This is a genomic window from uncultured Dechloromonas sp., assembly GCF_945957265.1.
GTDB lineage: Bacteria > Pseudomonadota > Gammaproteobacteria > Burkholderiales > Rhodocyclaceae > Azonexus.
The window spans coordinates 1-16,394 of record NZ_CAMFKO010000017.1 but is presented as its reverse complement, the minus strand read 5'-3'; the positions used below and the strand labels follow the sequence as shown (position 1 = coordinate 16,394).

Here is a 16,394-nt window from a genome sequence, read left to right as displayed (position 1 = left end):
CTCGGCAAAGTGTCGCAGGGATTATGCAGCGCTCGCTGGCGCCCGGCTTGATTTGGGGGGAGCGATCAGCTGGAACAGCCGGCGCAGATCGGATAGCTGCTGCTGTTCAAGGGTGCGCGCGACGGTCTCCTTGAACTGGGAGTAGTGGCCGGCGAAGCGTGTGTAGGATTGAATCGTCTTGACGGCCAGCGCATCGGTCATCCCCCGGTGAAAAACGGCTTGTCCGAACAGCAAGGTCGTGATCGCCAGATAGTCGCAGATCAGTTCCCGGTATTGAACGACAACCGACGTGCGCACGACGGGGAAGAGGTTGTGAATGACGTAGTGAACCAGGTAGTTTTCGAGAATGTGGGGGTGCGCTTCAAAGTAGGGGCGGTAGTCGCGTTCGTAGGCCTCATGTTGCCCGTCGTGTTGCGAGGACTCGAATTTCAGGCCTTGGGCCGCCTCGTCCAGCAGGGTGCGAAAGCGAATGTTATGGGCGGGTGTCGGTATGTCGCCGATCAGGTGGGCGACGAGGTGAATCTTGACGGCGAGGCAGGGCTCGATTTTATCCAGTTCATTCCGCAGCAAGTCCGGGGCGCCGAGCAATCCGACGTAACGGTGCAACACCGGCGGCAGGGCTTCGTTGGCCAGGGATGCCGCCTCGAAGTCCTCGAGCAGCAGGCCCAGCAGGATTAGTCGATGATCGACGGGCAATTCGCGCAACTGCAGAATGCCGATGATGAGCGCCCGCAGGTCGTTGAGCAGCAGGCTGCTTTGTTCTTCGTGAGGTGAGAGTTCGGCCGGGGGGGCGGCACTTGCCAGGGTGGTGTCGATCGGTATCTCGACAAACCCCATCGCTTCCTTTTGCAGCAGCACGAGGCGCGCGGCCTCCGGGCACGCCAGCGATAGCGAGTATTCCAGCTGCTTGCCGCTGAGATTCGCCCGCCTCGGGAATGTCGCGCACACGTTGCTGAGTGCCGTGCTGCCGAGATTGCGATGAATGGCGCAGAGATTGTCCGGGTCAAGAAAAGGGCAGCGCCCCCTCTCCGCCATCTCGATGACGGCAAAATGCTGGGTGTCGCCCTTTATATCTGTTCGCTGAATCGTATTCTTGAAGCGTTCACGCAGATTGGGATGCTGGTTCTGTTTGTAAAAGTGATAAGTTGCCTTGTCCAGATGGACCCGCCAGCCGATACAGCAAGAATCTTCACAGGTCGACCCGATACATTGGAATTTCGGATAGTAGTCCGGGCAGAGCGCAAGCATAGGGTTCCTCGGGAGTCTTTTGCTGTCGTGTCAGTTTGTCGCCACCACACGGTTCTTCCCCGTCTGCTTGGCTTGATACATGGCTTCGTCGGCACGCTTGATCACGCTGTGCTGCCCGTCTTCGGGGCGTAGCGGCGTTACGCCGGCACTGAAGGTGATGAGCACCTTCTCGTTGTCGCTCAGGAAGAATTTCTTGGTTAGTTCCCGCTGCAGGCGGGTCAGGGCCGTGACGGCTTCGTCGATCAGGGTGTCCGGCAGCAGAATGATGAATTCCTCACCCCCGTAGCGCGCAACCGTATCCTGGGGGCGCAGGGTTTCGCGGCAGACGTTGGCCAGGTGAATCAGGGCCTTGTCCCCGGCATCGTGCCCCAGGCTGTCGTTCAGTTTCTTGAAGTTGTCGATGTCCAGCAGGGCAACGCACAGTTGGGTTTCGTGGCGTTTGGCGCGCGCCGACTCCTTGGAGAATATTTCCTCCAGGCCGCGTCGATTGAGGGCGCCGGTGAGTTGGTCGTGGCGCACCAGGTCGCTGGTGGCTTCCAGTTCTCGTTCGAGTTCCTGGATGCGAGCCTCGGACTCCTTGACCTTCTCTTGCGTGGAGCGAAGTTCGTCGCGCGATCGCTGGGCGTTGATCTGAACGGCGCGCGTCTCGCGCATGACCTCGTCAAGGACGCCGCCCAACTCCGTGATGTCCTTGGCTGACGTGATTTTCCCGGCGTAGCTTTCGATCTTGTCGTGGTAGTCGGAGGTGACTTCGGCAAAGTCGGCGAGATGGTCGACAAAACCGGCCAGCATCTGCTTGATCGCTTCTTTGGCCTCGAACAGGCTCGCCTTGAGCTGGCTCTGCTTGAACAGAACTTCTTTCAGGCGCCGTTCAGCGTCGTCCAGGGCGCGTTGCGAAAGCGGCTTGCCGATGATTTCCCGCACGACCTCGATCTGCCCGTGCAGCCAATGGTCGTCGAGCGTCAGTTCGGTAATGTTCTCGACCAGCAATCTGAGCAGGCTCAGCAGGCTTTGGCGCAGTTCGGCCTGGTCTTCGGCCAGCAACTCCAGTTTGAAGGCGAAGCGCTTCAGGCGCGTCAGAAACTCGGCAAGCTGGCTGGCCGTGACCGCCGCGCGGATATCCTGCGCCAGCGTTTTCGCGTCTACCGATAAGGCCGGCGTTTCAAGAAGTTGCGTGGCAATCGCCGTTTCAAGCGTAAACGCGAACAGTTCGCGTAATTCGGGCAGTAAATCTTCGACCTGAACAGGCATGGTCGCGCTTGCGGGGGCGGGCTGGCCGCCCTCGGCAGCGGTTTCCGTGCTCGCCTCCGGTTTGTCCTGATCCCGCCCCTGCCCCCATGACTTGAGTAGTCCTTGAAGGCGGTTGAACAAGGTTTCCGGATTGGCGCCACTGCCGGCCAGGACGTGTTCGAGCGACTCGCGCTTGCGTGCCGACGTGAGCCCTTGGTGCTTGGCATCCCACTGGCGCAGCAAGTCCGCAATCAGGTCGGACCAGGCAAGCTTCTGGCTGCTCGATAAGGCCGTGACAAATTCGACCAGATGTCCTTTGTATGCATCCCAATTGGCGGCCTTGACGGCATCGTCCAGTTGCCTGGCCAGGCGCAGCTGGTCTGGCGATGTCCTGGGAAGCGCTGCGGCAAGCGACCGGAGCTGTGTGTCGGGGAAGCCGGGAGCGGTCGCCTTGGTGCCGGAAATCTCGTGATAAAGCGTCAGGTAATTGTCCGGAGTTGGCGCAATGCGCCGGGCGGCCAGCAGCCGCAGTGTTTCGCGGGCAATCTCGAATGGATTCGTCAATGTGCTCATGTTCGATGATCAGGCTATAATTGCGGCCCGTTGCAAAGGGCCCCCGTAGCATGAAGGTCGTGCAGTTGATTTGTAATCATCAGGTAGCGGTTCGATTCCGTTCGGGGGCACCAGTAAAATCAAACACTTAAGCCATTCTTCGGAGTGGCTTTTTTGTTTTTCATTGTCCGTTGCTCCTTGGTTGCTCCGGTGGCGATCAACACTATACCGACCACCTGTTAATCAATTCAGCATGATAACTTGGGGTGGAGTAGGGCAGGAAGTATTTGCATGCCACTCCTTCGCAGGGAAGCGCACGCGTTTTCTGACTATCTACCAGGCCAGTTTTGCGAGCCGGGAATGTATGGCTTGAAATGATCATGCTGAGTGATCCCACGCAATATCCTGTGGATTTTAGTTTTTTTCAATCACATATCACCTCCTTGAGAAGGTGATCGTCTGCCGCAAAACATGGCAGATTGGCCAGAATCAACCAGCTGGCCTCCGTACCTAACTCCTCATTACGTTCAAATCAGCGAGTGCCAGAAATGGCGTTCGCTGATTTCGTTCGTCCTTTTCATCTACAGGAGTCAGACAATGAACATTCAATGCCCAAACTGTCACTCTGCACGTATCACCACTCGCAATCGTGCCCGCAAGACTGCCGGCCTGATCGGCACGGTCGGCGGCTGTGTTGGTGGCGCTACCGGCAGCCTGTCCGGTATCGAAATCGGCATGACTGTCGGAATCGTTGCCGGTCCGCCAGGTATGGTCTTCGGCGGCGTCCTCGGTGCACTTTTCGGCGCCGTGGTTGGCGGTACTGCCGGCGGTCTGTCTGGTGCCCGATTGGGCGAATTTGTCGACCGTCGCATCCTCGATAACTACCGCTGCCTTGCTTGCGGCCACTGTTTTAGCCTCACCGCACCCGAGTCGACCACGTACTGATCGGCTTGGTTGACCTCTGCCGTCTGCAATGGACGGCATCGCAGTTCTCGTCTTTCCTCCCATTCATTCAACGCCTCCCGTCTCTGCCGTGCATCCGGTTGAGCGGCTGCGCGCATTCATTCCCGAAAGGAAATCTCATGGCACACCTCGTCCAACAAATGGCCTATGTCGGCGCCGAACCGTGGCATGGCCTCGGCAATCGTCTTCCGGCCAAACAACCCATCGAAGTCTGGGCCAAATCCGCCGGCATGGACTGGACCATCCAGGAGTCCCCGGTTCGCTTCATGGCCGACAGCATCGGCAGTCTCGGCACTATTCATTCCTTCGAAGAGCAGAAGGTGCTGTATCGCTCGGACACCAAGGAAGCCCTGTCGGTCGTCTCGCAACGTTATCAGGTGGTTCAACCCAAGGAAGTCCTGGAGTTCTACCGTGATCTCACGACCGTTTCCGGCTACCAGCTGGAGACGGCTGGTGTATTGAAAGGCGGCAAGAAGTTCTGGGCGCTTGCCAAGACCGGTCAATCCACTGCCTTGAAGGGTAACGATCAAGTTAGGGGTTACCTCTTGTTGGCCACTTCATGTGACGGAACCCTCGCCACCACGGCAACTCCCACGACCGTCCGTGTGGTCTGCAACAACACACTGACCATTGCCGTGAATGGTGCGAGTCAGGCGATCAAGGTGCCGCACAGCACCCGGTTCGATCCGCAGGCAGTGAAGCAGCAACTCGGTATTGCCGTATCCCAGTATGACGCTTTTATGTACCGCATGAAGACACTGGCCGAACGCAAAGTGAAGAGCCATGAAGCCATGAATTACTTCCTGCGCGTGATGTGCGATGTCCAGCCCGGCACCATCGATCCGGCTGGACTGGCTAACGAACGTGCCTTGAAGCGGGTGCAAGCCCTCTACGACGGACAAGGCAAGGGGGCTGAACTTGATGCCGCCAAGAACACTGCGTGGGGATTACTTAACGCTGTGACGGAGTACGTCGATCACGAACGCCGTGCCCGTAGCACCGAATACCGCATGGATTCTGCCTGGTTCGGCCAGGGGGCCGTCCTCAAGCAACGCGCTCTCGATACGGCCCTGCAACTCGTCGCCTGATCGTCACCTGAATCCGCGTTTAACCATTCATCCCTCGCACATGCCCAGTTCCGTTTATTGGCGGACTGGGCATTTTGCATTTCTGGAAGGAGCAAACTCATGCAACCCAACGCCTTACCCAATGCCATCCCGATCAAACATCGTCCGGCACTTAAACTGGTCAAGACCAAGGACTTGCCTCGTGACGATTGGCTGGCCGTTCGCAAACAAGGCATTGGCAGTTCGGATGCTGCAACGGCCTGCGGACTGAATCCCTATAAGAGCCAACTGGAACTGTGGCTGGAGAAGACCGGTCGTGATGGCAATTTGCCCAGGGTCGATCCGCATGATGAGGAGAACCCAACCTACTGGGGAAACATCTTAGAGCCGATCGTCGCTGCCCACTACACCCGGCGTACAGGCAATCGGGTACGGCGCATCAACGCCGTCCTGCAGCATCCCGATCCCAGCCTGCCTTGGATGCTGGCCAACATTGACCGCGAAGTCACCGGTTCCAGCGAGGTACAAATCCTCGAATGCAAGACCGCCGGTATCAACGGTGTAAAGCTCTGGAAGGACGGCGTACCTGAATACGTTCAACTCCAGGTCATGCACCAGCTGGCCGTCACCGGCAAGCAAGCCGCCGATGTGGCCGTATTGCTTGGTGGACAACACCTCGAAATCCATCGGGTCGAACGCGATGAGCGTTTGATTACCCGATTGATCGAACTCGAACGGCACTTCTGGCACTACGTCGAGAGCGATACGCCGCCACCGGCCGATGGCACCGAATCAGCCGACTTGGCCTTACGTTGCCTCTATCCGGGCGACGATGGTCAGACGCTCGACTGTACCGAGGAGCGCAACCTGTCAGCCACCTTCGCCGATTGGCTCTCGGTTCGGCAAAGCATCGCCGAAGCCGAAAAACTGGAAGCACAACTCAAGCAAACCCTGCAGCAAGCCATGGGCAGTGCCACCAAGGCGAATTTCGAAACCGGCAGCGTCACCTGGAAGAAAGCCAAGGACAGCGTCGGGCTCGATATCACCCGACTGCTCAAGGATCAGCCCGATCTGCAGCAACGCTACGCCGTCACCAAAACCGGCAGCCGGCGCTTCCTGGTGGCCTGAGCGATACCCATCAACCTCATTTTTGATCACAAGAGGCAAGCAATGGAAAAAACCATGAGTGACGTCACGCTGGCGTGCCCAGACTGTGGCAGCGACAACGTGCATATCGTCATTGGGGAAGCATCAGGCCGGGCGATATTTGCTGACGAGGTATTTGACGACCGAGATGATGCGATGTGTGGCGATTGTCATCATAAAGAGCAGGCCGCTGCCTTTATCTCTGTTGCTGGCTAAAAGGATGGAGAGACATGGAATCGTTCAACTTTCTGCCGCAATCGTCCGCCGTTGATCGGCTGCTCAATGCCTGTCAGTCAGCGCTGGCCTACCTACCCGAATCAATAAAGCACGGCCTCGTCGCAGCGATGCGCGAATTCGAGCATTTCGGTTCCCCTGCGCTCTGGTCTTTCGCTGATGTTGATAGCGACGAGGCCTATGGCCTGAGCGAAGGAGAGAAACGGGAAGCAATCGGGCGTTTTATCCAAGGCTATGCGTGCAAGACGGTGGACTGGATGGCCATCGACGCGCATGCGCGTGATGTTCTGGCTGAACGTCATCTTCATGGTCGCGTCTGACCCGCGCTAGCCGGCGCTTCCCGATGACCTGATCGACTCAGGTATCCCATTACAGCGCAATCCGCCTTCCCAACCTGCAACCCAAGCGGTGCAGGCGGAAGGCATTTTTTTACAGGAGTCACAAATTATGTTGAAAGGTCTAGCCATCACGCCACCCGTACTGGGCAGAATTTCCATCGGCAAGGTGATCGAGAAGAACGGCAAGCGTCTGCCAGAGAAGGACGATCAATTCACCATCACCAGCCAGGTACAGAACAAGGATGGCTGGTTGCCGCATCCGCTGGATGAAACCCTGCGTAAGGAACAAGGAGACAAAATTCGCAGTATTCCGATCCGCTTGTTGTTCAACGACCCCGATCTCAACTTCCGGGCCGAATATAGCTTGTTTGACCGGACAACCGGTCGTCCGCTCTGTGTCGGAAATGGCGAAAGCTGCAAGCGGCAGACGGAAGAGGGCATCAAATCGTTTCCGTGTCCTTCGCCGGATGCCTGTCCGCTGGCGAAGGCCGGTTGCAAACCCTACGGACGCTTGAATGTTGCGTTGGGTGATGATGATCCGCTTGGGAGCTTTGTCTTCCGGACGACCGGCTTCAACAGTATCCGGACACTGAGTGCGCGACTGCAATACTTCCAGGCGATCTCGGGAAACAAGCTGTCCTGCCTAGCGCTTGAATTGCGCTTGCGTGGGAAATCGACGCGGCAGAGTATGGGCACGCCGATCTACTACGTGGATATCACCCCGAGATCGGGGTTGTCGACGGAGGAGATGCTGCTGCAGGCCAAACAACTGGATCAGGCACGTCGGCAGGCTGGGTTTGATCAGGATGCTCTGGATCAGGCGGCCAAGCAAGGGCTGGGGAATGGGGCGTTTGAAGATGGGGAGGAAGATGGCGGTGCGGTGGTTGAGGAGTTCTTCTCTACATCACCGGAGGCAGACTCGCTACCAACGTCACCTGTTCCAGCAACGCCACAGCACGCTACGCTGGGTCAGAAACTGGAAGCCAAGGCAGAAGCCCTCACTTCCGCTTGATCCATCAGAGTCCTGCGTCGATCAGCAGATCAGACGGCTGGCACTGAATGGCCTTGGCAATCCGCAAGATGTTCAAGAAGGTCACATTCCGTTCGCCCCGTTCGATCTTGCCCATATGGGAGCGATCGATCTCGGCATAGTCGGCCAGGGCCTCCTGGGATAGAGCTAAAGCCATCCGTCGTGCGCGGATGGCGCTACCCAGTTTCACGAGGTCCTGGTTGAGATCGAGCTTTGCGGAAACCCTTGCCATGCCGCGAATCGTGACGATATGATGCATTCACGACCACGGCATTTACGACCCATTTAAGGAGCCGTTTCTATGTACAACCAATCACCCCTCGAAACCCTGGCGAGTTATGCGATCACGTTTGTTGCAGGTGCTCTCTCGGTGATCGCTGTTTCCGCCTATGGGAAATGGATGAAGCATCAGGGCCGCACCGCAGGCCCAGTCGTTTCCCCGTAATCCGCAACCGGCGAACTAATCGCCCAACACTCAAAGGATCAGCATGTCGATTGATATTCAGAAATTTACGGCCGACGAACTCACCCTGGAAAAGCTCGACACGCTCGCTATGCAGCACGAGTCGTTCCAGGTTGTCGCGGTTTCCAACATCAGTGCCGTCGTCGAAAAAATCGAAGGGCGATTGGAAAAGCAGGGTCTCAAATGTCGTGTCTATTCCGAATACCGCTCGGCGGCGATGGCAGCGACCTTCAGTCCGGCTGCTGTGGTCGGACTGGGCGCGGCGGTCGGCATCGGGTTGCATAACCTCGCCACCTTCAATCCCGACTACGAGATTGCCAAGAACAAGTTGGCCGGTACGGTCACCGTCAAATACATGAAGTAAGCCCGAGTGCAGCGCATTCGGAATCAAGGAGCGCACATGAAAAAGCTATTAGCGGCCCTGTGTGGCCTGCTGTCTGTCACGGCTGCTCAAGCCTGTAACTGGAATGCTGAGAACTGTACGTTTGAGATGCTGAACAACATTCAACGTCAGATTAACAACCTGAAGCAGAATCCGAAGTTCATGCAAGAGAAGTTCTCTGAACTGCAAGCCAAGGCTCAGTACATTGATCGCAAGACGGCATCGTGCTCGAACTGGAAATGCTCGAACGACACCATGTCCGAGTTCAACACGTATGTTGCCCAGCTGACGCTGAATTACGGCATCGCAAACAAGCCTGCTGCAGCTCCTGCACCAGTGCCCGTTCAGGACAAGTGGGCCGGTCAGTGCGTGATCGCTGCGAAGTCTGGTGTAGTTGCCTACGTAGATCAAAGTGCCACCAACAAGGTCGCTGGCTTTAATGAAAACCTGGCCTATACGGTCGCACAAGCCAGTGGTGGGAAATATGTCGGGTTGGCAACTGTTCCGGACTACTCGAAGCCTAATCCGGATGCAGGGGCTGGAAAGTTTGTCGGTTGGGTGAAAAAGTCTGATCTTCAAATGCAGGACTTGAGGAACTGTAACTGACACGAATTCAACAGGGGACTTCGGTCCCCTGTCGATCGATGTGTTTCTTTTTTGGTTTGAGCTATTCAATCGACGTCCATCAAACAGGCGTATCGAAATGCAGCTTGTTGAAACCGACCTAATGCCATCGGCAACAGGCGGTTGATCGGCCAATGTCGACCTTGGCTCTTCGGCTGGCATCGGGCAGCAATGTGGCGGTTTCCTGCCGGGTGACCGTTTACACAAAAATTCTTACATCCTCAAGGAGCGTCGAGAATCCATCGTAATTCTTCTGCCACCTTAACGTATCTTCGGATGGTTTCCTTCGTGAACTCATAAGTTCGCTCGTCAACGCCAGTCTTGTAATCCACCATTCGCCCCTTTCGTTTCTCTCGACCTTTCCACGTTGGCGTAGGTTTTCCAGTTTTCGTCGCACGGTTTCTTTTGGTAGTTTTGTCACTTGGCTTAGATCGGCCAGTCGCACGGGCACGATTTGAAGCTCGCCAAGAGAGTTTGCTTCCACAGCATTGATGTTCAGACTTAAAGATGGCAATCCCATACGAGCGTAAGGTAGATTCATTTGGGATAACGTCCCCCAGAGATAAGCACTCTGAAAATCCATCTCAAGCTCGTTTGAGATTCGACGTAGATGATCCATCAGATGGCGGTTAACCAACATCGTCAGATGTAGAAAATGACGTTCCAGTTTTAATTCAAATTCCTGAGGCGATTTCATCTGATGTAAGTCCGCTCAAAGCCTTTTAGTCGGGTGGTAGCTCGGTCAGATGGTTAGCAGTATTGCCACTAACGTTGCCGAAAGATTTTGTCTCAATTCTATGGCGAACAAGAGGTTGGAGATGTTCCACCATCCCAGAATGGGATGGTGGAACATCGTGCGACAAAGAAAGTCTCGTATAATCGGAAACATCAAAAGCGCCTGAATTGCCATGATTGCGTTGATGTACCGCTAAAGGAGGCTGCACATGACCGACAAGCTCATCGAATGCAGTTTCCTCCAGCTAGTGGCATGAGCCATTCAGGTCAAAATCCGTTGCCAGAAACGAAAACCAAGGCGCTGCGCGGCCTTTTTAGCATCTTCGGATGGCTCGGATTTCTCATTTTTCTCTATACCAGTTACGAACTCTGGCAACAGACGGTTGACGAAGTACGTAAGGAAGTTATCCATGTAACGTCAATGCTCGCGCAGAGCGTTCGCATGACAGCTGCTAGTCAGGAGGCGTCCTTGCAGGCCTTCGGCATGGAACTGGTAGCTAAGGGAACGCTGGCAAATCCGGAAAACGGTCGTGCCATGATCGAACGCATCAGGGCGGTTGATTTGGGTATTGCAGGCTATGGCCTTGCACGAACGGATGGTCAGCTTATTCTGGTCAGTGGCGTCAAGGCCGGCACTCCCTTACCTAACTTGCTCGCAAGCGATTCTTCCGCAGAAAGTTTCCTCTTTGCTCTCAATGCACAACGGATGATCATTGGTCGCCCCTACTTCATGAAGCAACTGAGCGAATGGGTGGTGCCAATGAGAATTGCGCTGCGTAATGAAAGCGGGAACGTAATAGGGGTAATGACATCCGGGTTTCGGGTGCAAGGTGGGTTAGCCGCTTGGGAGAACATGGCGTTACCCTCAGGGGTAAGGGCTTCGCTGATAGGCAGTCACGGGTATTTGCTCTTCACTAGCGGGGTTACGATATCAACTCCCGCTGAAGTCGTTCAGCGTGTCTACGCCACCCCGCTGGACAATGCCACCATGAGTGCGCTGCGTGCCTTGTCTTCCAAGGTTGCCACAGGTTGGCATGAAACTCCCAAGAGCGGCGTCGAGGGTGGAGGGGTTGTACGCTACGGTGCCGTTGAGCACGTTGGGAATCATGATGTCTGGGCTGCTGCATCGACAGACCGAACGGCAATCGTGCAGCGATGGCTCTCAAGTCTCATGTTGCCATCACTATTGTTCATATCGTTGCAGTTGATCGGATATCTGGCTTTTCGTGTCACCGCACGACGGCAGATGGATGCCGATGCCGAGTTGATCCGTGCAACCTTGGCTCGCCAAGCAATTTTGGATTGTGCTAACTACGCAATCATCTCCACAGACAAAAATGGCCTTATTACGAGTTTTAATCGGGCTGCCGAGCGAATGCTGGGTTATCGAGCTGATGAAGTGATTGGTATTCATACGCCACTTCTCTGGCACAAGAAGGAAGAACTAGAAAACATCGCCGGGATGATTAACGTTAAGTCCGGACAAGCGTTCGAGCCAACATTTGATGTTCTTGTCCAATGTGTGGAAAGCAATATTGGCGAAGAATGTGAATGGACTTACGTAACGCGCGAGGGAAGGTCTATACCTGTCATTCTTTCTCTTTCCAGCCTACTGGATGAGAAAGATGCGACGACCGGCTATCTCGGAATCACAGTTGACATCACTGAACGCAAGGAAGCTGAAACGAAATTGGCGGACAGCGAATTTCGCTTCAGAGGACTCATCGAAAGTATTCCGGGATTTGTTTACCTTTGCCAATTGGACACTGAGTGGACAATGAATTACCTCAGCCCGGGCTTTGTGGAAATGACCGGTTATCCAGCGGAAGATCTTATCGATAACAAGGTTCGGTCGTACTCAAGCATCATTCACCCGGATGACATTGAGCTTGTTGAGAAATCCGTTGCAGCGGGGGTCAACAATCGTCGAGCTTATGAAATGCAGTATCGAATAAAGGCCGCAAACGGCCTGATTTATTGGGTGAGTGAAAGGGGGTCTGCCCACATCGGCAGCGACGGTCATGCCGACTACCTTATCGGTGTCGTTTTCGATATCACGGCTAGTAAACAGAACGAGGTTGAACTCGAGAAGCATCGGCTTTATCTGGCCGAGATGGTAGAAATTCGAACAGCCGAACTAAGAGAGGCAAACGCCGAACTATTAGTTGCCAAGGAACGAGCGGACGGAGCGGCTCGAACGAAATCAGAATTCCTGGCCAACATGAGCCACGAAATTCGGACTCCGATGAATGCTATTTACGGCATGAGTCATTTGTTGCAGAGAACTCCATTATCGAAGCGGCAGGAGAACTATGTACAAAAGATCCTGCAATCGGGGTCCTATTTGCTGGGGATAATCAACGATATCCTCGATTTTTCAAAAATCGAGGCCGGGAAACTGGCCATTGAAGAGACTGAATTCGAATTTGATAGTGTCGTTCGTAACGTCGCCAACCTGATCGGGGAAAAAGCAGGCGACAAAGGGCTGGAGTTGCTCTTCCACATCGCGCCCGACGTTCCCTCCGTCTTGATCGGCGACCCGTTGCGACTCGGCCAGATACTGATCAACTATGGAAACAACGCGGTCAAATTTACCGAGCGTGGCGAAATATGCGTATCGGCCAGCGTAGTTCGCCGCGAAGAGAACGAGGTGGTACTGCGCCTTGCGGTTAGCGATACCGGAATTGGTCTGAGCGAGGAGCAAAGACAAAAACTGTTCCAAAGCTTCGAACAAGCAGATGCCTCCACTACCCGGAAGTACGGAGGCACGGGACTCGGCTTAGCCATTTCGCGACGGCTTGCCGAGATGATGCATGGCGAAGTCGGCGTAGACAGTCAACTCGGTTCTGGCTCAACTTTCTGGTGCACCATCCGCCTAGGCATCGGCAAGGACAAATCTCCACGCCCCGAAGCACTTAGCTTGCGGGGTATCCGGGTTCTGGTGGCTGATGACCACGATGGCGCGCGTCAAGCGCTGGCTGAGCAGCTTGAACACCTGCGCTTTCAAGTCGCGACGGTCAGTTCAGGTAGCGCGGCGGTCAGCGCCTTTCAGGAAGCCCAGGCCCGCGGCGAACCATTCCGTATCATTCTTCTCGACTGGAAAATGCCCGGGTTGAATGGTATCGAGGCGGCTAGCCGAATCTCCGAGTTAAAACTCAACCCACCTCCAGCTATTGCGCTAGTAACGGCTTACGGCCGCGAGGAGGTATTCAATCAAGCCGAAGCTGCCGGGATTGGCAACATTCTTGTTAAGCCAGTTTCTCCTTCCGTATTGCTCGATACCATTATGAGCATGCTGGACTCCGAACGAGGCATCTTGCACATACCCGAAAGGCCAGAGGAGAAACTCGGTGGCGGCTTTATGGGACAACGTCTCTTGGTAGCCGAGGACAATCCGGTTAATCAGGAATTGATCAAGGAACTTCTGGAAATAGCCGGGCTGATTGTCGACATTGCTGAGAATGGAAGAGAAGCGGTCACTATGGTTCAGGAGAGTTCCTATGACTTGGTTCTTATGGACATGCAGATGCCCGAACTAGATGGTGTTGAAGCGACGAAGCAAATCCGTGCGCTGACAAATGTGTCCGAGATTCCGATCATCGCCATGACCGCCAATGTAATGAAGGAAGACAGGGAACGCTGCCTTGCTGCTGGGATGAACGACTTTATTGCCAAGCCGATCATTTGCGATGAACTCTACGCCCTGCTGCGTAAATGGATGAAAACAGAGATCGTGGCTTCCAGCAAACGCTTCCATCATAGAGAAAATTCAGCACGGGGGGCGGGGGCTGGATTGCCCTCCTGCATCGACGGGCTGGATGTCGATCGCGGGTTGAGTCTGGCTGCCGGCGACGCCGAACGCTATGCCCGACTCCTCGGTCGCTTTCTCGAAAATAAGCGGGGAGCGGCGGGTGAAATACGACAATTGTTGCTCGAAGGCAAAGCGCAGGATGCGGAACGTTTGGCGCATACGCTGAAAGGACTGGCCAGCCAGATTGCGGCGAAGGAACTGGCCGATATAGCCGCCCGACTGGAAGTCGACATTCATGCGCACAATCCGATGGAAAACCTGGCCGGCATGCTCCATGACGTTGAACGCATACTGGAAAATCTGTGTCACGCAATTGAGAACGTCCTAAAGCCCACAGAGATGATTGCTCCGGCAAATACCCCACAACAGGATATGGAGTGGCGCGTGCAATTGGCCGTTTTGCTCGAAAACGATGATGCCAAGGCTTCCCGATTTCTGGAGTCTCACGCTGTCGACATCGCACGCCATTATCGGCCCGACGTATTTGAAGCGTTGTGCCGTGCTGTCCGAACCTACGACTTTGAACTGGCCAAGACGCTTTTTCACTCAAACCTTAGGGGGGACGTATGACATACATCGAACGAAATAGCAGGCCCCTCATTCTGGTGGTAGATGACGCTCCCGAAAACCTCGAATTGATGGACTCCCTCCTCGCTGACGAATACCGCGTCAAAGTTGCAGCATCAGGGGGGCGGGCGTTAATGCTGGCTCACGCGCAGCCGCAGCCAGATCTGATCCTGCTCGATGTAATGATGCCGGAAATGGATGGCTTTGAAGTCTGTTCGCGCCTCAAGTCAGATCCTGACACGGCACGCATCCCGATCATTTTCCTGACAGCAAAATCCGATCCGGCCGACGAGGCCCGCGGATTGGAGAATGGTGCAGTGGACTACATCCTAAAGCCTATTAGTCCGCCCATCGTGCATGCCCGAGTAAAAACCCACCTCGCCCTGAAAGCGGCAGCCGACTTTTTGCGCGATCGCAATTCCTACCTCGAGCAGGAGGTCGCCCGCCGGAGTGAAGAGGCCAGACGCCGGGCGGAGGAAGCCAGGGTGGCACAAGAAATGACGATGATTGCACTGGCCTCAATCGCGGAAACACGCGACAACGAAACCGGCAATCACATTCTTCGTACCCAGAACTATGTACGCGCACTCGCCCTAAAGGCACGTCTTCACCCTCGCTTCGCCTCCGCCCTGGAGGACGAAGTCATTGATCTTCTGTTCAAGGCAGCCCCTTTACACGATGTTGGTAAAGTCGGCATACCGGATCGCATTCTGCTCAAACCTGGGAAACTGACCCCGGACGAGTTTGAGCTCATGAAGACCCACACCACTCTGGGATATGAGGCTATCGAGAAGGCCATGGAAAGGGTTGGTCAGCGCATTCCTGTTCTTGAGGTGGCCGCCGAAATTGCTTTGTCGCATCAAGAGAAATGGGATGGTTCAGGTTACCCGCGTGGCTTGTCGGGTGAAACAATTCCCCTTTCGGCGAGGCTGATGGCGCTGGCGGATGTCTACGACGCCCTAATCAGCCGCCGAGTCTACAAAGAGCCAATGCCGCACGAACAGGCCATGGAAATTATGGTTAATGGTGGAGGCAAACACTTCGATCCCGAGTTGCTAGATGCCTTTGTATCCATTCAGGACGATGTTCATGCAATTGCCAAGCGATATGAAGACAGCGAGCATGATCTTGAAGTAACCAGAGCGCTGATTGAACAAAGCCGTGTCGATGCACCTCGGAATCCACCGCCGGATTAACAACTGCTAGCCGTTACGGGTAATCAACCTGAGTGCTTTCGCAAAATACTTCAAAAATTCGTCCAAGGGCATTTCAAATATGGACAGCGGATTCGGCAATCGCTACTCGAGGGGAAAGAACATGCGGCACTGTTGGCGAAGGCATTTGTATTAGAGGAGTTTGACTCATTGCAGAGGGCGGATCGGGGATTTGATTTCGAGGTGACCTTAAACATCATGAGCAAGGCCGGACCACAAACTCAACACTAAGGAAAATTTGGCGATGACAATCAAAATAAAATTACTGGGTCTGGTGGCTGGGGCCATTCTTTCCCTTCTGGTAATAGCCTTGGTCGGTCTTCATGGGCTCAATAAAAACACGACATCCATTGAGGATATCGGAGGCAACAGAATGCCTTCGGTTGATTCGCTTCTGGTAGTTAGGGAGGCCATTACCGATCTATCGCGAAACTTGTATGCCGTCATTTCTGCCGAGAGGCAAACGACGTTGGACAAAAAGCGCGGAGAACTACAGGTTGCTTACAAGAGAAAGTTAGACGCCACGCAAAGGGCATCTGAGGCGATCAAGCGATATGAGTCGCTGCCGTCCGATGCAGAAGAGCAGGCTCTATATGCAAAGTTTAGCGCTGCATGGAAGGATTGGCTGGCACTTGAAATGCAAATGCAACAACTTCACAAGACCGTTCTCGATGAATTGACAGACGAAGGTGTTCGCCGGGCTGCTGACGAGCACCAGAAAATGGCTGAGCGTCGGGGCGTGTAAGAATTTTTGTGTAAACGGTCATTTGGCAGGAAACTGCCGCGCCCC

General features: G+C 54.8%; 15 protein-coding genes and 1 tRNA gene. 12 read left to right on the top strand and 4 right to left on the bottom strand.

Translation table 11 applies throughout. The annotated features are described in order from the left end of the window. Positions 1-21: 21 nt before the first annotated feature. Positions 22-1,248: a flagellin lysine-N-methylase gene (gene fliB / locus Q0P59_RS10665; protein WP_295006449.1), complete on the bottom strand. Its 1,227-nt coding sequence runs from the start codon at positions 1,246-1,248 to the stop codon at positions 22-24. Positions 1,249-1,278: 30 nt separating this feature from the next. Beyond that, complete coding sequence (locus Q0P59_RS10660) at positions 1,279-3,051, bottom strand: diguanylate cyclase (RefSeq protein ID WP_295006448.1); 1,773 nt, start codon at positions 3,049-3,051, stop codon at positions 1,279-1,281. A 39-nt stretch (positions 3,052-3,090) separates the two neighbouring features. Here Q0P59_RS10660 and Q0P59_RS10655 point away from each other — a divergent pair. From Q0P59_RS10655 to Q0P59_RS10625, 7 genes are all read left to right on the top strand, one after another. Beyond that, positions 3,091-3,164, top strand: a tRNA-Thr gene (locus tag Q0P59_RS10655). A 463-nt stretch (positions 3,165-3,627) separates the two neighbouring features. After that, the gene (locus Q0P59_RS10650; RefSeq protein WP_295006447.1) at positions 3,628-3,975 is read left to right on the top strand and encodes a hypothetical protein; all 348 of its coding nucleotides are present in this window, start codon (positions 3,628-3,630) and stop codon (positions 3,973-3,975) included. Positions 3,976-4,112: 137 nt separating this feature from the next. Continuing rightward, positions 4,113-5,081, top strand: a complete 969-nt coding sequence (locus tag Q0P59_RS10645; protein ID WP_295006446.1) for a DUF932 domain-containing protein — start codon at positions 4,113-4,115, stop codon at positions 5,079-5,081. A 99-nt stretch (positions 5,082-5,180) separates the two neighbouring features. After that, positions 5,181-6,188 carry a lambda-exonuclease family protein gene (locus Q0P59_RS10640; protein WP_295006445.1) on the top strand — a complete coding sequence of 336 codons (1,008 nt, stop codon included), beginning with the start codon at positions 5,181-5,183 and terminating at the stop codon, positions 6,186-6,188. Between the two features lie 54 nt (positions 6,189-6,242). Next, a complete protein-coding gene (locus Q0P59_RS10635; RefSeq protein WP_295006444.1) occupies positions 6,243-6,422 on the top strand; it encodes a hypothetical protein in 180 nt (59 codons plus the stop codon). A 14-nt stretch (positions 6,423-6,436) separates the two neighbouring features. Continuing rightward, a complete protein-coding gene (locus tag Q0P59_RS10630) occupies positions 6,437-6,760 on the top strand; it encodes a hypothetical protein (protein WP_295006443.1) in 324 nt (107 codons plus the stop codon). 127 nt (positions 6,761-6,887) lie between these two features. Continuing rightward, positions 6,888-7,790, top strand: a complete 903-nt coding sequence (locus tag Q0P59_RS10625) for a hydrolase or metal-binding protein (protein WP_295006442.1) — start codon at positions 6,888-6,890, stop codon at positions 7,788-7,790. Positions 7,791-7,794: 4 nt separating this feature from the next. Here the strand turns inward: Q0P59_RS10625 and Q0P59_RS10620 are convergent, their stop codons facing one another. After that, positions 7,795-8,067, bottom strand: coding sequence for a helix-turn-helix transcriptional regulator (locus tag Q0P59_RS10620; RefSeq protein WP_295006441.1), 273 nt, complete (start codon positions 8,065-8,067; stop codon positions 7,795-7,797). 229 nt (positions 8,068-8,296) lie between these two features. Between Q0P59_RS10620 and Q0P59_RS10615 the strand changes: the two genes are divergently transcribed. Both Q0P59_RS10615 and Q0P59_RS10610 read left to right on the top strand, forming a co-directional pair. Beyond that, entirely contained in the window at positions 8,297-8,635 is a 339-nt protein-coding gene (locus Q0P59_RS10615; RefSeq protein WP_295006440.1) for a hypothetical protein, read from the top strand. A 36-nt stretch (positions 8,636-8,671) separates the two neighbouring features. Then, positions 8,672-9,259 carry a hypothetical protein gene (locus Q0P59_RS10610; RefSeq protein ID WP_295006439.1) on the top strand — a complete coding sequence of 196 codons (588 nt, stop codon included), beginning with the start codon at positions 8,672-8,674 and terminating at the stop codon, positions 9,257-9,259. 217 nt (positions 9,260-9,476) lie between these two features. Here Q0P59_RS10610 and Q0P59_RS10605 read toward each other — a convergent pair whose 3' ends face one another. Then, positions 9,477-9,974: a hypothetical protein gene (locus Q0P59_RS10605; RefSeq protein WP_295006438.1), complete on the bottom strand. Its 498-nt coding sequence runs from the start codon at positions 9,972-9,974 to the stop codon at positions 9,477-9,479. A 291-nt stretch (positions 9,975-10,265) separates the two neighbouring features. Here Q0P59_RS10605 and Q0P59_RS10600 point away from each other — a divergent pair, with 291 nt between their 5' ends. The 3 genes from Q0P59_RS10600 (at position 10,266) to Q0P59_RS10590 (ending at position 16,349) form a co-directional block, all read left to right on the top strand. After that, positions 10,266-14,393 (top strand): response regulator, encoded by a 4,128-nt coding sequence (locus Q0P59_RS10600; RefSeq protein ID WP_295006437.1) that lies wholly within the window; start codon positions 10,266-10,268, stop codon positions 14,391-14,393. Continuing rightward, positions 14,390-15,586, top strand: a complete 1,197-nt coding sequence (locus tag Q0P59_RS10595) for a two-component system response regulator (RefSeq protein ID WP_295006436.1) — start codon at positions 14,390-14,392, stop codon at positions 15,584-15,586. Before Q0P59_RS10600 ends, Q0P59_RS10595 begins: the two co-directional genes overlap by 4 nt. 262 nt (positions 15,587-15,848) lie before the next feature. Continuing rightward, positions 15,849-16,349: an MCP four helix bundle domain-containing protein gene (locus tag Q0P59_RS10590; protein WP_295006435.1), complete on the top strand. Its 501-nt coding sequence runs from the start codon at positions 15,849-15,851 to the stop codon at positions 16,347-16,349. Positions 16,350-16,394 lie beyond the last annotated feature (45 nt).